Here is an 18181-nt window from a genome sequence, read left to right as displayed (position 1 = left end):
CAGGGAGGCTATATGAGTAGTCAACACAAGCTGTTGCCATCGTTGCTGGATCGATTGCTGGACGATCATCCGCATCAATCCATGGAAGCTTCATCGCAACGCTTGTGTTCGCTGGCCGATTACAAGGCCAGCATCGTTCGCGACCTGGAGGTGCTGGTCAACACGCGCCAGTCCCTGGTCGCCAACGAGCTGGAGGGTTTCGTCAATCTGGGCGGAACCATCCTCGACTACGGCATGCCGGATTTCACCAGTCGCAGCGTGCTTGATCCACAAGACCGCCTGTTGATTCAACGACAACTGGAGAAAGCGATCACCGTCGGCGATCGACGGTTTCGCAGCGTAAAAGTCCAACTGCTCGCCCAACAAACCGGCCAACGCATGCTGACCTTCCGCGTGGACGCAGTACTGCGCCTGCAGGACATCACCCGTCAGGTTTCCTTCGACGCGGTGCTGCAGGTCAACACCCAGGAATACAAAGTGCAGAACCTCAACTGATGCTCGACGATCTGCTGCCCTATTACGAAAAGGAACTGTCGCACCTGCGCTTTTTAGGGCAGGAGTTCGCGAGCCAGTACCCGAAGATTGCTTCGCGGTTGCTCATCGAGGGCGATAACTGCGAAGACCCGCATACCGAGCGCTTGATCGAAGCGTTCTCGTTCCTGTCGGCCCGCGTGCACAAAAAACTCGACGATGAGCTGCCGGAAATCGTCGAGTCGTTTCTCGAAGTGTTGTACCCGCATTACCTGCGCCCTACCCCGTCGATGTCGATCGTCGAGTTCAACATGGGCAAGCAGGAAAAGGTCACCGAAGCCTTCCGCGTCGCCCGCCACACCGAACTCAGCGCCAACCCGATTGATGGCGTGGTGTGCAAATTCCGCACTTGCTACCCGGTTGAACTGTGGCCGGTGGCAGTGCATCAAGCGTCGTTCATTGAAATGGAACGCTCAGCGTTCAACGGTCATCGCGCTGACTTGGTCGCGCGCCTGCGCATCGGCCTGACGGCAACCTCTGATGTGTTGTTCGGCAAGATGGAACTGGACAGTCTGCGTTTTTTCCTCGACGGCGAAAGCACCCTGATGCTGCAGCTCTATGAGCTGCTGTTCAACAACCTGGCCAAGGCTACGTTGTCGTTCGAGGATGAGGGGCGAACCCGCGAGATCTCGCTGCCAGCGAACGCGCTGAAAGCCGTCGGTTATGGTCGCGATGAAGGCCTGGTGGATTATTCGGAGCGCTCGTTCCTGGGTTATCGCTTGCTGCACGAGTACTTCACCTTTCCGGACAAGTTCATGTTCTTCGATCTGTCGGGTTTTGCGCGGCTGTTAGCGGGCCAGAACCTCGAGAAAATCGAGATCAACTTCTACTTTTCGGACTACGACCTGAGCGATCGCCTGGCACGCCTGACGCAGAACATCGGGCGCAATAACTTCAAGCTCAACTGCACGCCGATCATCAATCTGTTCCGCCAACAGGCAGAGCCGATCAAGTTGACCCACGCCCAGCACGAGTATGCCGTGACGCCGGATGTGCGCCTGCAAGGCTCGGCGGAAGTCGTGTCGATCGATCGTGTGCGCCGGGTGCGCAAAGTCGGCGGTGTCGATCAGGTCAGCACCTGTCATCCATTCTTCGAACCGCGTGGCGATCAAGGTCCCGGCCAGAGCTTCTGGATCGCACGACGTCGGCCGGTGCAGGCGCGCCAGCGTGATGGCTCGGACGTGTTTATCCGGGTGGTGGATCGCGAACTGGAGTTGATCACCTCCAGCAACGACACCTTGAGCCTGCGCCTGACCTGCAGCAATCGTGACCTGCCGTTGATGCTGCCGTTCGGCGGTGAGCGCGGAGACTTCAACATCCCCGGCAACTCGGTGATCCAGGACATCCGCTGCTTGCGCAAACCCACCGCAACCGCGCGCGTGCCGCTGGGTAACGGGGTGATCTGGCGGCTGATTTCGCACCTCTCGCTCAACCACATGTCGCTGGTGTCCCAGGGGCGCGAAGTGCTGCTGGAGCTGCTGTCGCTCTACAACTACCGCAACGTGTCAGCGCTGCGCAAACAGATCAACGGCATTGTCTCGGTCAGCAGCGAGCCGGTGGTGGCACGCATCGGCCATCCGCGTCCGAATTTTGTCCGAGGCGTCGGCATCACCCTCAATTTCGATGAAAGCCAATACACCGGCAGCGGTGTGTTTTTGTTCGGCATGGTGCTCGACCACTTCTTTGGCCAGTACTGCACCATGAACAGTTTTACCCAATTAACCCTTCGCACCTTGCAGCGCGAAAAGAGAGTCGTCCAATGGCCACCGCGAACCGGCGATCAACCCCTGGTCTGATCGATCAGGCACGGGCTGAGCCGCACCGATTCGAGTTTTTCCAATTGGTGCGTTTGCTCCGTCTGCATTACAGCAGAACCGGGCGCATGGACCTGGACACTCGACCGCACGAAGACCCGTTGCGTTTTCGCTCGCAGCTGTCGCTGAACTTCCCTGCGAGTGAAGTCAGCGACTTGCAGTTTGAGCGTGAAGGCAAGGTGTCCGCGGCAGGTTTGCCCCTGTCTGAAGTGCAAGTCACGTTCATGGGGCTGGTCGGGCCGTCCGGCGTGTTGCCGCGCCCCTACACCGAATTGTTGATCGAGCGGCATATCCAGCACCGCGATGATGCGGCCCATGCGTTCCTCGATATGTTCTCGCATCGCATGACCACGCTGTTCTACGAGGCCTGGCAGAAATACAAGTTCTACATCGAATACGAACGCAACGGCACCTCGGATTTCGATCGCTACCTGCTCAATCTGGTGGGTTTCGGGCCTGAGGCGCAGAAACAGAAATTCGACAAGCAAGGCTCACCGCTGCGGCGCGAATTGTTCAGCTATTTCTCCGGCCTGTTCGCCCAGAAGCCGCGCAACTCGCTGAACCTTGAAGTGATGCTGTCCTTCTATTTTTCGCTGCCATTCAAGGTCAAGCCATTTGCCGGACGCTGGCTGAAACTCGACGCCAGCCAATGCACGCAATTGGGCCGCAAAAACGCCGCGCTCGGGCAAAGCGCAGTCGCCGGTAACCGGGTCTGGGATTACCAATCGTGCGTGCGCATCGAGTTGGGTCCGTTGGACCTGGTCGACTATCAGCGCTTCCAGCCAGGCACCGTCGACTACCAGAAACTGGTGGAGCTGGTGCGGTTCTACGTCGGCGCCGAACTGGACTTCCAGTTGTCGCCCCGGCTCAAACCCGAAGCAGTCCCCGTGGCCCGCCTCGGTCGCCAGGGCAACGTTGCACTGGGCTGGCAAGGCTGGCTCAAACGTCCTGGTGTCGACGTGGAACCTTCCCGTTGTGCCCTCTTCCACATTCCTTTTGATGGGGTCTCCCTGTGAACCTGAAGTCCCTGTTTGCCAAACTGAACGACACCAGCCGCACCGCCACCGAAAGTGCCGCGGCCTTGTGCCTGTCGGAACAGCATTACGACGTCGAGATCGAGCACCTGTTATTGCAGTTGCTCGACAGCAACGACAACGACCTGCCGGCCATTCTGCGTCACTACGATGTGGTGCCGGATCGCCTGCAGGCTCAGTTGGTGAGCGCGCTGGGGACCTTCAAAAAAGGCAACACTCGCACGCCTGCACTGTCGCCGCACATCACGCGAATGATCGAGCAAGCCTGGGTGCTGGCCTCTATCGAGTTCGGGCAAGGGCAGATTCGCACCGGTTATCTGTTGCAAGCATTGCTGGATGACAACGAGCTGCGCCGGGTAGTGATCGCGTCCGCCCCCGAGCTGGAAAAAATCAATGCCGACGACCTGCGGGTCAACCTCGGCGCGCTGGTCGAAGGCAGCGCCGAATCGCAGCAAGCCAAGCCGTTGGCGGGGGCGGACGTCGCTGCGCGCAGTACGGTTAAAGGCAACGGCAAGACCCCGGCTCTCGATCAATACACCATCAACCTGACGCAAAGTGCGCGCGAAGGCCGGATTGATCCCGTGCTGGGACGTGAGTTCGAGGTTCGGCAGATGGTCGACATCCTCACCCGTCGGCGCCAGAACAACCCGATCCTGACCGGTGAAGCCGGCGTCGGTAAAACCGCCGTGGTTGAAGGCCTGGCGCTGCGCATCATCCAGGGAGATGTGCCGTCGGTGCTTAAAGACGTGGCCATCCACACCCTGGACCTGGGCTTGCTCCAGGCCGGTGCCGGGGTGAAAGGCGAGTTCGAAAGCCGCCTCAAGTCGGTCATCGAAGAAACCAAGCGCAGCCTGCACCCGATCATCCTGTTCATCGACGAAGCCCACACCCTGATCGGCTCCGGTGGCCAGGCCGGGCAAAACGACGCAGCCAACCTGCTCAAGCCAGCCTTGGCCCGAGGCGAATTGCGCACCATCGCGGCGACCACGTGGGCCGAGTACAAGAAGTACTTCGAGAAAGATGCCGCCCTGGCACGTCGCTTCCAGGTGGTGAAGGTCGAAGAGCCGGACGAAGACAAAGCGATCCACATGCTTCGCGGCCTGCTGGCCAAAATGCAGGATCACCACAAGGTTACGGTAATGGACGAAGCGCTGGTGCAAGCCGTGCGTTTGTCCAATCGCTACATCACCGGGCGCCAGTTGCCGGACAAGGCCGTCAGCGTATTGGACACTGCCTGCGCGCGGGTCGCCCTCGGCCAATCGTCGCAGCCGGGGCCGCTGGAAGACTGCAAAAGAACCATCGACAACCTTCAGGCGGAAATCTCGGTGCTGCAGCAAGAAGCCGCCAAAGGCAGCGACCATGCCCGGCGTCTGGCAATTCTCGACACCGATTTACTGGCGCAACAGCAAACCCGCGATGCATTGGAGCAACAGTGGCAACGCGAACTGGAACTGGTCGAAAAACTCGGCGCGCTCAGCCATCCGGACAACCAGACACCCGATGCCCGCGAGATTGCAGCGGTACGCGCCGAACTGACCAGCGTCCAGGGTGAACAACCGCTGGTGCATGCGTTGGTCGACGGCGGGACCATTGGCGAAGTGATCTCCGGTTGGACCGGCATCCCGTTGGGCAAAATGCTCCGTGATGAAATCGACACCGTCCAGCGCCTGCCCGCGCTGCTGGGCGAACGGGTACTGGGACAAGATCACGCCCTGCAGGAAATCGGCAAGCGCATCAAGGTATCCCGCGCACGCATGGAAGACCCTAACAAGCCGATCGGGGTGTTCCTGTTGCTCGGCCCGAGCGGTGTCGGCAAGACCGAAACCGCGCTGGCCCTGGCCGACACCCTGTACGGCGGCGAACGTAACCTGATCACCATCAACATGTCCGAGTACCAGGAAGCCCACACAGTATCGAGCCTTAAGGGTTCGCCACCGGGTTACGTCGGTTATGGCGAAGGCGGCGTGCTGACCGAAGCCGTGCGGCGCAAGCCTTACAGCGTGGTGCTGCTGGATGAAGTGGAAAAAGCCCACCCGGACGTGCTCGAACTGTTTTTCCAGGTGTTCGATAAAGGTGTGCTGGATGACGGTGAAGGCCGGGAGATCAACTTCCGCAACACCGTGATCATCCTCACCTCCAACACCGGCACCGATCGCATCATGCAGTGGTGCCTGAATGCCGAGCAGCAACCGACGCCGGAAGACATCGTCGAAGGCCTGCGCGAGGAGTTGAACCAGGTGTTCAAACCGGCGTTCCTCGGCCGCCTGACCATCGTCCCGTACTACCCGGTCAAGGACGCCATTCTGGAGCGCATCGTCGCGCTCAAACTCGAACGTATCCGCAAGCGTTTCGAGCGCAACCATCAAGCCGTCCTGAGCTACGACGAAGCACTGGTCAAAGCCATTGCCTCGCGCTGCACCGAAGTCGACAGCGGCGCCCGCAACATCGACAACATCCTGTCGAAAACCCTGATGCCGGAACTGGCGCAACGGGTCCTGGAGCGGATGGCGCAGGACAAGCCGATCCAGAGTTTGAACATCGCGTTGGGCAGCGACGGCGATTTCGCCTACAGCCTGTGCTGAATGAGTATTTAAAGGTAGCCATCATGGATAACAGACATTCAAGGAAGCGCCCTGCGCAGCCGGCATTGGCAAATTGCCTGATCGCAGTGGCATTGATGATGGCGTTGACGGCCTGTGGCGTCACCGACCGTGTCAGCAAGCGGGTCGACGATACGTGGGCCGGCGACATGCTGTTCGACGATAACGAGAAAGTCATCCTGACGTCGGATGGCGGCAATCAGCTCAATCCCGATGAGTCCGGCAAACCGCTGTCCGTAGTGATTCGCGTGTATCAGCTGACGTCGCTGGAGCGCTTTTCGTCGATCGACGCCGACACGCTGTGGGACGACCCGCAAAAGGCCCTCGGCAATACGCTGCTCGAAAACCGTGAAATCACCTTGCTGCCGGGCATGGGGCAGGTCGACAAGTGGCCGTTGAACAAGGCCGCGGGCTACGTCGGCGTTGCCGCGTTTTTCCGCTCGGATGAAAACAGCCGCTGGAAGGTTGCGTTTGACGCCAACTCGCTGCGCAAGGATGGCATCTGGTTTTCCGCCGATGGCCTGCGGGTGTTGGTGGACAACAACACCGTTTCCGCCGTGAACGGTGTCGATGTCTTGAACAAACCCAAGACTCAGGAGCAGCTCGCCCAAGCCTCTGCCCTGCCCGACCCGTCAGCGAAGCCAACCCTCACCCAGCGTGTGCAGAACGCGGCCGTGCAAAAGGCTGAAGACACGGCGACCAGCTCCGCGCAAAAAGCCACCGAGTCAAAATTCAACTCTCTATTGGAAGGCGTTCATGAGTAAGCAAAGCCGGGTGATGTGGTCGGAAGGCATGTTCCTTTTGCCACAACATTTCCAATATCAGGATGAGTTCCATCAGCATCAGCTGGCAGAGTCGACGCTGCGCAACACGCCTTTCCATTGGGGTGTGCAAATGCTGCAGGTCGATGAAGAGGCGCTCGCAACCGGCTCTTTGCAGCTGAAACGGTTGAAACTGGTGTTTCCCGACGGCAGCCTGTACGACGCGCCTCAGCATGACCCGCTGCCGGCAGCGCGTGACTTGAAGGACTTGCTCAAGGGCAACGACCTGAAGGTCTACGCCGCGCTGAAACTGCCTGAGCCTTTCGGCATGAATTACGTCGAAGACGGCCAGGAACAAAAAAGCGCACGGCGGTTTCGCAAACAGTTCGACACCTTGCCGGACCTCAACGAAGGCGACCTCGAGAACGAAATCACCAGCCTGCGCCTGAACGTGGTGATGCTGATCGACGGCGATAACCTGGATGGCTACAGCCACTGCCCGATCGCCCGGCTGTCACGCAACAACATCGGCGGCTTCAACCTCGATGCACACTTCGTGCACCCGACCTTGCATGTCGGCACTCACGAGACCCTGACCGGTCTGGGCAAGCGATTGCTCGGCGCGCTGCAATCCAAAAGCAAGGCGCTGTCGGGTCGTCGTCGCGAACGCGCGGACCAGATTGCCGAGTTCGGCTCCAGCGACGTGACCTTGTTCTGGCTGTTGAACACGGTGAACCGTGCGCACCCGGGCCTGGCGCACCTGCTCGCCCACCCGCGCCTGCACCCCGAGCGCTTGTATCTGTTTCTGGCGGAACTCGCGGGCGGCTTGCTGACGTTTTCGCTGGACACGCAACTCAACGACATCCCCGAGTATGACCATCACGACCCGGCGGCCTCGCTGGTCAAGCTCGATGAAATGATTCGTGTACTGCTCGACAACGTCGTGCCTAACCAGTGCGTGATGATCAACCTGACCCAGACCAAGCCTTCGTACTGGCAGGGACAGCTGCTCGATCCGCGCCTGGCCGAGGCGGATTTCTATATTTCGGTGCACGCCGACATGCCCGGTTCCAGCCTGCTGGAACTGGTGCCGCGCGCGTTCAAGGTCGGCTCGCCGGAAGACATTGAAGTCGTGGTCAACAGCGCCATGCCCGGCGTCACGCTCAATCACTCGACCCGCTTACCCAACGCGATTCCGGTGCGACTGGACAATCACTACTTCTCCATCGAGCCCCATGGCCGGGTGTATGAACGCATGATGAGTGCCCAGGCCATCTCTTTTTACGCACCCAGCGCCTTTACCAATCTCAAGCTTGAACTGATGGCGGTACTCAAATGAACGAAGCCGTAATGCAAGGCGCCGTGGCGGCCGCAACTGAAAAACCGGTGTTGAAAGACCTGGTGCAAGACTTCATCAGCATGGCGCTGATCGTGCGCAAAGGCCGTCAAGTGACCTCGGTCACCGCTTTTGAGGCGAGCATCGATGCCTTCTTCTCGACACTGGAACGCGAAGCCCGTAACGCCAACTACAGCGTTGAACAGGTGAAGGACACGCAATACGCCCTGTGTGCGTTCCTCGACGAAAGCGTGTTGCGCTCCGGGGAAAACGATCTGCGTCGTCACTTCGAACTGCAGCCGTTGCAGTTCCGCTATTTCGGCGTGCACCTGGCGGGCGAAGGCTTTTTCGAGAAAATCGATTCGTTGCGCAGTGACGTCAAGCAAAACCTGGATGTGCTTGAGGTCTATCACCTGTGTCTGGCGCTGGGTTTCGAAGGCAAATTCAGCCTCGGCCAAAAAGACCAATTGCGTTATCTGGCCAACACCCTGGGCCAGGACATCGCGCGATACCGCAAGACGCCCAAGGCGCTCTCGCCGGATTGGGCATTGCCCGACCAGGTCTCGCAGATGCTGCGCCATGAAGTTCCCGTTTGGCTCTATCTGGCGCTCATTGCGCTGGTCTGCGTGGGTGTTTACCTGACGCTGGACTGGCTGTTGGCCAAGGACGTAGCCGCATTGTCCGAACAAATCAGCCAGCTGTTCAGTGCCTGAGCACACCTCAGGTAATCGAGTCAGGAAGACATGAAGACATTATTGCGTTTGTTGAAAAGCTTTTGGTTTGTCATCCCCGTGCTGTGGCTGGCGAGCCTGGCGGTTGGCTGGTTCGCGGCACCGCACGTGAACTGGTTGCGTGGTTACACGCTGGAGGCGATGGCGATCATCAGCGCCTTCTATTTGCTGATCATTGTGCTGCGTCAGTACAAGCGGATCCGCGCTGAGCACAACCTTGAGAACCTGGTGCAGATCGAGGTCGATCGATCGCTTAAATCCACCGGTGAATTCCGCGACCAGCAAGTGCTGCGCGAACGGCTCAAGCACGCCATCGCGATGCTGCGCACCGACCGCTCGGCCGGTGGTGGCGGCTCGTCGGCGCTGTATGACTTGCCGTGGTACCTGGTCATCGGCATGTCCGGTGCCGGCAAAACCTCATTACTGACGCGTTCCGGCCTGTCCGCGAGCATCGCCAACAGCGCCAATGACACACAAAGCGGTACGCAACATTGCGACTGGTACTTCAGCCCTGAGGCCGTGATGATCGACACGGCCGGTCGCTACCTGCGGGACGACCAGTCGGCCAGCGAATTCGCCGCGTTCCTGCGGATGCTGAAAAAACAACGTAACAAAGCCGCCGTCAACGGCCTGGTGCTGGTGGTGAGCCTGCCTGAACTGCTGGCCGCCAGCGCCACCGAGCGCAACGAGCTCGCCGCGCAACTGGTGTCACGCATCGAGGAATACACCGACTGCCTGGACGCCAACCCGCCGATCTACCTGATGTTGAGCAAGACCGATCAACTGCCGGGGTTCAGCCAGGCTTTTGAAGGCCTGGACCTGAACGAACGTCAGCAACCGCTGGGCATGACCTTCGGTTTGTCGGAAATCCGCAACCAGGGTTTGCGCCCGGTGCTGGATGCCAAGCTGGCCAACCTGCACAGTCATATTCGCCGTCACGTCGACGCGCAGATGATTGCGTTGGGCGCCGATGCCAACAGCGCGCTGCTGAACTTCCCGAACTATTTTTCGGAATTGTCGGTGGTGCTTGAGCAATTTCTCCAGCACTTCGCCCAGACCGGTCATTCGGGTACGCAACTGTTGCTGCGTGGCCTGTATTTCACCAGTGCCCTGCAGACCGATCAGCAACTGAGCCAGGTGTATGAAGATGATCTGGCCGAGTCGTTTTCGCTGCTGCCGGAAGTCGAGCACGAAAAGCACACGCCAAGCAGCGGCAAGAAAATCAGTGACCGCAGCTATTTCATTACCGATACGTTCCGCCGTGTGATTTTCCCGGACCGCGACCTGACGCTTTACCAGTCGCGTTCCGGACACAACAAATCCTTCAGCCCGGCCGTGCTGGGCGTGGCCGTGCTCGCCGCACTGGTGTTCATTGGCTGGCAAACCCTGTCCTTCCAGAACAACCGTCAGTGGCTGGCCGCATTGCGCGAGCAACTCAACGAGCTGCAGCAATCACCGGAGCGCGCCGAGTTGCTGGCCTCGGGCCAAGGCCTGGAATTGCTCCGCGATCAACTCGCCGCCATCGAGAAGTACCGTGCCAAAGGCGTACCACTGCAACTCAGCGCTGGCCTCTATCGGGGTGACGACATCTACCGCGTCGCACAGACTGCTTATTTGCAGCAGTTGCGTACTCAGGCGCTCGAACCGATCACCCTGCAACTTCAATTGCAGATGCGCGCCTTCAATGAGTTCGCAAAAACCATGGACCCGCAAAACAGCTTCGCGGCGGCGCCCGCCAAGGCCGGCAGTCCGTCAGCCAAGGCTCGCGCGCAAGGGCTGAAACTGCCGACCCGCTTGAGCAGCGTTCCGCGCAGCGCCGGTGATGTCACCAGTCGTTTGAGCGCTGCGGCCAAGGGTTCCGCGAACAAGGCTCGCAGGGATGCGTTGACCGCACTGCGTAATCCGGCCACGGCGAGCGACGCCGCAGAACTGTCGGCGACCACCGGTGGGCTCTCGTTGTCCGAGGAAATGCTCGGTCGACTGGATGAACGCCAGGTCGCCTCCATCATCGAGTCCTATAACGCGCTGAAGCTCTACTTGATGCTGACGCAACCTGAAACCCATCCTGAGCCAGAGTTCGTCGGCGCGGCGTTGCCGGTTGCCTGGGCCAACACCGCCAATACCGACAACCCGGTCAGCACTGCGGTTATTCAGGACAACTCGCCGGTCTACGTGCAACTGCTGAAAAATGGCCAGGCGCCGTCCCTGCCACGTAACGAGCAATTGATCAGCGAAACCCGCAATAGCTTGAAGTCGTTCATGATTTCCAGCTCGCTGGTGGACCGTGAATATCTGCGCCTGCAATTGGAGTCCAGCCGCCAGTTCCCGGCCGTGGGCCTGAGCGATCTGGTGCCGCTGCCTGGGCGTCAGCTGTTGTACGGCAGCGAAGCGGTGCCGGCGATTTTCACCCGTCAGGGCTGGGAACAGTTTGTGAAGCCTGAGCTGATCAAACTGCTGTCGGGCAACCTGCAAAACGAATCGGACTGGGTGCTCGATGGCGAAGGCGGCGATAGCCTGGTGCAGAAAGCCAACTTCATCCGTGAGTTCATGACGCGTTACAAACGCGACTACACCCAGGCCTGGTACACCCTGATCGACAGCGTCGGTGTTCGCCATTTCACTGACATGGCCAACGCGACCCAACAACTGTCGCTGCTCAGCGACGTGCAGAACTCGCCGGTGAAAAACCTGCTGGCAGCGGTCAACGACAACACCCAATGGGATGTGCCTGCACCGCGTGAAACGCAGCAACCGGGGATCAAGCGCGATGACGGTTTCTGGGGCAAGGTCACGGGGATTTTCGATGGGCAGGACACCTCGCCCAATGCGCTGATTTCGCCGTTGCCTGCGGTGGACGACGGCAGCCTGGCCAAGCGCTTCGAGCCGGTGTCACGAGTCTTCGCCGTGCAAAACGCCGAGGGCGCCGACAGCACGATCATGGATCGCTACCTGGCGGCGTTGCGCAAACTCAAAGTGAGGATGAACAACATCCAGCGCTCCCAAGACGTCGGCAAAAGCAGCAAGCAACTGATCAGCGAAACCCTGGAAGGTCAGCCGAGCGAAGTCACCAGCGTGCGCAACTACGTGGAGACCACCGTCGACACCAGTCAGGGCGGCCTGTCGACTTCGTTGCAAGGCCTGTTCAGTTTGCCGATTCAGTTCGCCTGGGAAACCCTGCGCGATCCGGCCGGCGAGCAGATCGCCAAGGCCTGGGCACAACAGATCGCCAAGCCTTGGGAACAAGTCATGGCGCACCGTTACCCGATTGCGGCAGGCAGTCGCAATGAAGCCTCGGTCAAGGACCTGCAGCGTTTCGTCGACCCGGAATCCGGCTTGCTGCCGAACTTCAAGCGCAACGAAATCGGCAATCTGTCCGGGGGCGAAGGCCTCGGCATGAGCAGCGCCAGCAAAGCAACGCCGTTGGTCAATCCGAACATGGTCAACAGCATCGACAAGGCCAGCTCACTGGGCCAGGTCATTACCAGCCTGTCGGACCGGGAAAACGGTTTTGAGATCATGCTGGAGCCAGCGGCCTGGTTCACCGACATCATCTTCACCCTGGACGGTCAGGTGCAGCACTATCGCAACGGCAAGACCAGCTGGAGCCGCTTCTCCTGGCCGGGCACCACCACCGCACCGGGTGCGCGCATGGACGTGATCACGCTGAGCGGCGAACGCATCACGGTGTTCGACTACCCCGGTCGCTGGGGCCTGTTGCGCATGAATGACAGCGCCCGCGTCAGCGATCTGGATGGTATCCAGCAACGTTTCAGCTGGAACACCGCCAGTGGCCAGGTCAGCCTCGCCGTGCGCAACTACGGTGGCGTCAAGCTGACCGACCTGGCGAACGTCAAGGCACTGAGTGCACTCAACGCCAGCGGCGGACGGGTCCAGTGAGCACGCTCGCCTTGAATCAGGGACACGGCCAATGATTGGCTGTTTCGGAAAAGTGCCCGCGAGCCCGGACTTCGTCAGCCTGCACGGTGCAGCCGACGACGTCTGCGAGTTCGATGCCTGGCTGCAAGGCGCATTGGCCGCCCTGCAGCCTCTTGAGGACTGGCGAGAGTTGTTCGACACGTTACCGGTGTGCTTTTTCAGCTACCGCGCACGCAGTGGCAACTGGCTGGTCGGCGGCTTGATCAGCTCGAGGGATTCCAGCCAGCGGCGTTATCCGTTTTTCATTTTTCAAACGGTCAAAGCCAGCGACTCCGGGACGTTGGTCAATCCTTTCACCCTGAGCGAACTGTTCAGCGGGCAGATCAGGCCGTTGCTGCACATGGCCGCCCAGGGCGAAAGTACGTCCGTGCTGTTCGACCGAATCAAGGCCTTGCGCCCGTTGCAAGGTCAGGATTTCGAGTTGTTCCGGCGCGTGCATGACAAGTTCCTGGTGAACTTCAACCTGCGCGACATTGCCACCGCGCTGGAAGGCGCCTACCCGGAATTTGTCACCAATGCCGTACTAACCCGGCTGCTGGCGTTCAAAAGCCATCTGCATCAGCCAACGCCGATGGGGATTTCCCTGCCCTTGCCGGCGGAAAGAGGTTTGAAAAATCCGACCGCCGATTTGTGGATCACCTGGTTGGCGCGAATGACCGCCGGCAGCGGCGTGCCGCAGGTCAGTCTGTTGGCAGACGACTTTATGCGCCCCCGGCTGATCTGCTTCCCGTCACGAAACAACAGCGATGCCTATCGTGTGCTGACCGGTAGCGCAAACCGCTTGCAGAGCCATGACGTGCTGGCGTCATTCGATGCATTTGATGAGCACCACCCGAAACACGCCTTTCCCGAAATCGACCGCCCTCTTGATGACGTTATCGACCGTTTTGTCGACGCGCTGGATTTGAAGTCCGTATGAACAAGATCAAGTATTACTTCTTGCGCTTCCAACCCTACATTCTGGGGGTTTGCTTTTTCCTCACCATTTTCGTGGTGTGGAGCATTGGTCGTGCGTTTGACTTCAGCTCGCTGAACAGCCTGCTGACCGGCATCGGCGTGTTCCTGCTGCTCTCGGCTGGTTACGTGCTGCTGCTTTATCGGGGCGTGTCGCGTCACCACAACCTTGAAGGGCTGCTGCGCGACGACGCCGATCAAGCGGTGCTCAACGCCAGCCCGGCGGACCGCGAAGAAGTCAGCCTGTTGCGCGAGCGCCTGTTGCAGAGCATCGAGCGGCTGCACAACAACAAGCCGCGGGGCAGCAATCCCAAGGATGCGCTGTATGCCCTGCCCTGGTACCTGGTGATCGGCCAGCCGGCTGCCGGCAAAAGTACAATGCTCTATCAATCGGGCCTCAACTTCCCGTATGCGGAGCGTGAAGGTGCGCGTGTCGCCGGCCTGGGCGGCACCCGCAACTGCGACTGGTTTTTCAGTTCCGAAGCCGTCCTGCTGGATACCGCCGGTCGCTACATGAACAACCAGGAAGAGGCCGGCAAATGGCGGGCCTTCCTGCAACTGTTGCGTCAGCACCGCCAGCGTCGGCCGCTCAACGGCTTGATCGTTACCGTCAGCATTCACGACATTCTGCAAACGTCGCTCGAAGACCAGGAGCGTATTGCCAAGCGGCTGCGCGAACGCATCCAGGAAACCCATGCGCTGCTGGAAGTGCGCCTGCCGGTCTATCTGGTGTTCACCAAGTGTGACCTGGTGCCGGGTTTTGCCCCGTTCTATCGCCAACTGGATGACGTTGCCCGCGGCGAAGTCATGGGCAAGACGTTTTCCCATAAGGGGTACGAACAGGCCGACTGGGGCCGGCAATTCGGCGTGGCGATGGACGAGTTGGTCAGCTATTGGCAGCAAGTGGCGAGTCAACAACTGGTCATGCAGGACATTCAGATCACCCGCCAGGATTCAGCGGTATATCGCTTTCCGCTGGAACTGGCGGCGCTGAAGCCGAGACTGCAGTTGTTCGTCGATGCGCTGTTGCGCGCCAACCCGTACCAAAAGGCCGAACTGCTGCGCGGCTTCTATTTCACCAGTGCTCTCGACGCCGACCAGCCGGAAATGGGTGGGCACACGCGCCAGGTCACCGAGCGTTTCTCACTGGACAGTGATCAAGAGATCGCCGGCGGCGATGCGCAACCGCGTCCGCTGTTCATCAACAGCCTGTTCCGCAAAGTCATCATTCCCGACCAGCATCTGGTGGCGCTGTACACCACCAACCATCGCGAACGTCGGCGCAAGGCGGCGTGGATTGGTGGTGCCGGGCTGGTCGCGGTGCTGCTGTGCAGCTTGCTGGGCTGGTCCTATGTGAACAACAAAAACACCGTGCAGACTATTTCCACGGAACTGGCCCAGGCGGCCAAAGCCGACGCTTCGGCGACAGGGCAATACACCGACTGGCAAACGCTGGATCGCATGCGCTTCTGGACCGCCCATTACTACGCGCAGCACCACGATGAAGGTGTGCCGATGCGCATGCGCCTGGGGCTTTACCAAGGCTACAAAGTCGAGCCGCTGGTGCGCAGTCAGTATTTCAGCCGGCTGGAAAGCGTGATGCTCAAGCCGACCGCCGACAACCTGACCCGCTCGCTGTACCTGTTGACCACCCTCAAGGTGTATCAGCGCAACAGCAACGAACTGCTGCCCGTGACCGGCGTGGACAGTGTCGAACCCAAGGCGCTGCCTGGCGACAACCGGGCACAGTCCATCGCGGCGTTCGGCAAGACCACGCTGGACACCTACGTCATGCTCTCGCGTGCCCAGCGCGAAAAGGCTGATCCGGCGATCCTGAAAGCGAAAATGCCAGATTACTGGTACCCGGCGATTGCCCGCCAGACCGGTAAAACCATCGGTGCTTCGAATGACGGTTCGGCCTCGAATCAGGATTACGAGTTTGCCAGCCGGCAGATCAATTTCTACAGCGACCAGATCCACGAGGAAGACGTGCCTCGGATCCTCGATAACGCGTTCCTGACCTCCAGTTCGCGTAACTACATCAACAGTTTGCTCACGCAATCCTTGCGCTCGATCGAGACCATCACCCTGGAATCGGACACCTTGTTCGCCTTTGGCCGTGCCGACTTCCAGAGCCTGAAAACCGAAGGTCAGGGCCAGTTGAGCGCTATCGCCGGCAAGCTGTTGAACACGCCTGACATCGGCAAAATCATCATCTCCGGGCACGCCGATCAACTGGGCGACCCACAGGGCAACCTGCAGGTTTCCCGGCAGCGCGCACAAACCATCAAGACCTACCTGGTGGGCAAAGGCGTGCCGGGTGAACTGGTGGAAGCCGTCGGCGAAGGCAGCACCAAGCCCTTGGTCAAATGCAACACGCAGCAACCAAGAGCCCAACTTATTCAGTGCCTGGAACCTAACCGGCGCGTGGAAATCGAAGTACGGGCGCTCAACTGAGACGGCCGCGCTTCTGAAGGGAAACCGCCGCCTGGGCCCGCTTGAAGTTCGGCCCAGGCCGGTAAGACACCTCTCTTGATCGTTCAAAGAGGTTAAAAACGAAGGGTTCGTGATCTGTCCGCAGGTTGTTACAGCCCTTTAAATGAAGGTAAGGAGAAATGAAAAATGGCATTTGACGCATACATTCAGATCGAAGGCATTCCAGGTGAAGTGCTCGACGACAAGCACAAGGACTGGATCGAAGTGCTGGGCTACGAGTACGGCGCAACTCAGGCGACTTCCGCAACTGCAAGCTCCTCGGGCGGTGCTTCGTCGGAGCGTGTGTCGTTGAGCGATTTCAGCATCCGCAAAGCCGTTGACAAGGCTTCTGCCAAGCTGTTCGAAGCCTGCTGCAAAGGCACCCACATCGCCAAGATCCAGCTGAACGTCAACCGCGCGGGCGGTGACAAGGTCACTTACCTGACCATCAACCTGGAAGAAGTCGTGGTCTCCTCCGTCAAGGCCGTTGCTGGCGGCAGTCAGGGCGGTGAAGACAAAGCGGTCAGCGATCTGCCGATCGAAGAAATCAGCTTCAACTTCGCGCGCATCAAGACTACCTACACCCAACAAAGCCGTGCCGATGGCCAGGGTGGCGGTAACGTCACCGGTGGTTGGGATCGCACGGCGAACAAAGTTTTCGCTTAAGCCCGTAGCGATAGCGGACCGCGCACGCGGTCCGTATTCAGCACCGTGCTTGCCAAACAGGCGCGGTGTTCTTTTATTTTGATCAGAGTTGCCTATGTCTGAATTTCTCAACGACCTTTCGCTGGCCGAACTGACAGCGCCCATCAATGAGGGGAGCGGTGAAGACTTGAGCTTTTCCACCTTGTTCGATCAGGTGAAGGAAGCTCGTCGAGCAGACCCCGATTACCTTACCCAGGGTGACTGGCAAACCGATCTCAAGGCTTCCGATTGGGATCTGACCATTACCTTGGCGGCACAAGGCCTGGCTCGACAGAGCAAAGACTTGATGCTGGTCGCCTGGCTCAGTGAAGGCCTGGCGCACAAGTACCATTTTGTTGGTATTACCTTCGGCCTGACGCTGGCCGAGCGCATTCTGCAAACCTTCTGGGCGGATCTGTTTCCCTCCTTGGAGGACGGCGTCGATGAACGTGCCGCACGCCTGGCGTGGATGAAAACCTCGCTGGCGGACATCGTCGGCGCATTGCCGATCACCCAGGGGCAATATTACGGCCTGCTTCGCTATGACGAATCCCGGCACATCGAAAACCTGGCGCTGCAAAACCCTCAGGCGATGCGGGCCGCCCTCGACGAAGGCAAGATCAACGCGGAAGTCTTCCAGCGTTCGGTGGTGCTGACCGACTCGGATCATCTGCGCCTCAAGGCCGGCGAGATAGCCGCCTGCCTGAAAGCCTGCCAGCAGCTTCAGAGCACCGCGGACAGGCTCTTTGGCCCTGAAGCGCCGAGCTTTTCTGGGCTCAATGACATTCTGTTCCGCGCAGGACAACTGGCGGAAAAACTGCTCAAGGACCGGGGCATCGAACTGACCCCGGCCCCTGTCGCGCCGGCTCCGGCCGTCCCTGAAAGCACTGGCGAACAACCCGCAGGTTCCGCAATGACCCAGCCTGAACAAAGTCTTTCAAGCACACCGCTTCGAACCACCCCGCAGACCCGCGATGAAGCGTTCACCCTGCTGGCGGGCATCGCCCAGTTCTTCAAACAGACCGAGCCCCAAAGCCCCGTCCCTTATCTGATCGAACGCGCGATCAAATGGGGCAACATGCCGCTCGAGGGCTGGCTGAACGATGTGATCAAAGACAGCAATGTGGTGGACAGCATCCGCGATGTGCTGGGGACCAAGGAAGCGAAGTCCTGACATACCCCCTTCACGCCCTGAGGCCTTTCGTCAACACCTTAGGGTTGTTAACGCCATTGATAGGTGCCGATCTCAGACCTCCTCCCTTCCCTGCTCTTAAAGATTAACGAACATCAACTAGCGCTTGAGGCAGCCCTGCTTGAGCTGTCGA

At 59.5% G+C, this 18181-nt stretch carries 12 protein-coding genes; all 12 read left to right on the top strand.

The window, feature by feature from the left end; genetic code table 11:
• The first annotated feature begins 12 nt into the window (after nucleotides 1–12).
• Entirely contained in the window at nucleotides 13–495 is a 483-nt protein-coding gene (gene tssE, locus HKK52_RS32350) for a type VI secretion system baseplate subunit TssE (protein ID WP_149658793.1), read from the top strand.
• Nucleotides 495–2327 (top strand): type VI secretion system baseplate subunit TssF, encoded by a 1833-nt coding sequence (gene tssF / locus HKK52_RS32345; RefSeq protein ID WP_169374125.1) that lies wholly within the window; start codon nucleotides 495–497, stop codon nucleotides 2325–2327. Before tssE ends, tssF begins: the two co-directional genes overlap by 1 nt.
• The gene (gene tssG, locus HKK52_RS32340) at nucleotides 2291–3361 is read left to right on the top strand and encodes a type VI secretion system baseplate subunit TssG (protein WP_149658795.1); all 1071 of its coding nucleotides are present in this window, start codon (nucleotides 2291–2293) and stop codon (nucleotides 3359–3361) included. The genes tssF and tssG overlap by 37 nt, the downstream gene beginning before the upstream one ends.
• Nucleotides 3358–5961: a type VI secretion system ATPase TssH gene (tssH, locus tag HKK52_RS32335; RefSeq protein ID WP_169374124.1), complete on the top strand. Its 2604-nt coding sequence runs from the start codon at nucleotides 3358–3360 to the stop codon at nucleotides 5959–5961. The genes tssG and tssH overlap by 4 nt, the downstream gene beginning before the upstream one ends.
• 23 nt (nucleotides 5962–5984) lie before the next feature.
• Nucleotides 5985–6743: a type VI secretion system lipoprotein TssJ gene (gene tssJ, locus HKK52_RS32330; RefSeq protein WP_169374123.1), complete on the top strand. Its 759-nt coding sequence runs from the start codon at nucleotides 5985–5987 to the stop codon at nucleotides 6741–6743.
• Complete coding sequence (tssK, locus tag HKK52_RS32325; protein WP_149658798.1) at nucleotides 6736–8079, top strand: type VI secretion system baseplate subunit TssK; 1344 nt, start codon at nucleotides 6736–6738, stop codon at nucleotides 8077–8079. The genes tssJ and tssK overlap by 8 nt, the downstream gene beginning before the upstream one ends.
• On the top strand, nucleotides 8076–8789 hold the full coding sequence (icmH, locus tag HKK52_RS32320; protein ID WP_169374122.1) for a type IVB secretion system protein IcmH/DotU: 714 nt from the start codon (nucleotides 8076–8078) through the stop codon (nucleotides 8787–8789). The genes tssK and icmH overlap by 4 nt, the downstream gene beginning before the upstream one ends.
• A gap of 30 nt (nucleotides 8790–8819) precedes the next feature.
• Nucleotides 8820–12704: a type VI secretion protein IcmF/TssM N-terminal domain-containing protein gene (locus HKK52_RS32315; RefSeq protein WP_169374121.1), complete on the top strand. Its 3885-nt coding sequence runs from the start codon at nucleotides 8820–8822 to the stop codon at nucleotides 12702–12704.
• A gap of 31 nt (nucleotides 12705–12735) precedes the next feature.
• The gene (gene tagF, locus HKK52_RS32310) at nucleotides 12736–13662 is read left to right on the top strand and encodes a type VI secretion system-associated protein TagF (protein WP_169374120.1); all 927 of its coding nucleotides are present in this window, start codon (nucleotides 12736–12738) and stop codon (nucleotides 13660–13662) included.
• Nucleotides 13659–16154, top strand: a complete 2496-nt coding sequence (gene tssM / locus HKK52_RS32305) for a type VI secretion system membrane subunit TssM (RefSeq protein WP_169374119.1) — start codon at nucleotides 13659–13661, stop codon at nucleotides 16152–16154. The genes tagF and tssM overlap by 4 nt, the downstream gene beginning before the upstream one ends.
• A 165-nt stretch (nucleotides 16155–16319) precedes the next feature.
• Nucleotides 16320–16838 (top strand): Hcp family type VI secretion system effector, encoded by a 519-nt coding sequence (locus tag HKK52_RS32300; protein ID WP_059404755.1) that lies wholly within the window; start codon nucleotides 16320–16322, stop codon nucleotides 16836–16838.
• 94 nt (nucleotides 16839–16932) lie between these two features.
• Entirely contained in the window at nucleotides 16933–18030 is a 1098-nt protein-coding gene (tssA, locus tag HKK52_RS32295; RefSeq protein ID WP_169374118.1) for a type VI secretion system protein TssA, read from the top strand.
• Nucleotides 18031–18181: the final 151 nt, after the last annotated feature.

Origin of the sequence: Pseudomonas sp. ADAK2 (genome assembly GCF_012935755.1) — a bacterium.
GTDB lineage: Bacteria > Pseudomonadota > Gammaproteobacteria > Pseudomonadales > Pseudomonadaceae > Aquipseudomonas.
Note: the sequence above shows the minus strand (reverse complement) of the source record. Positions and strands in the feature narration are given on the sequence as shown.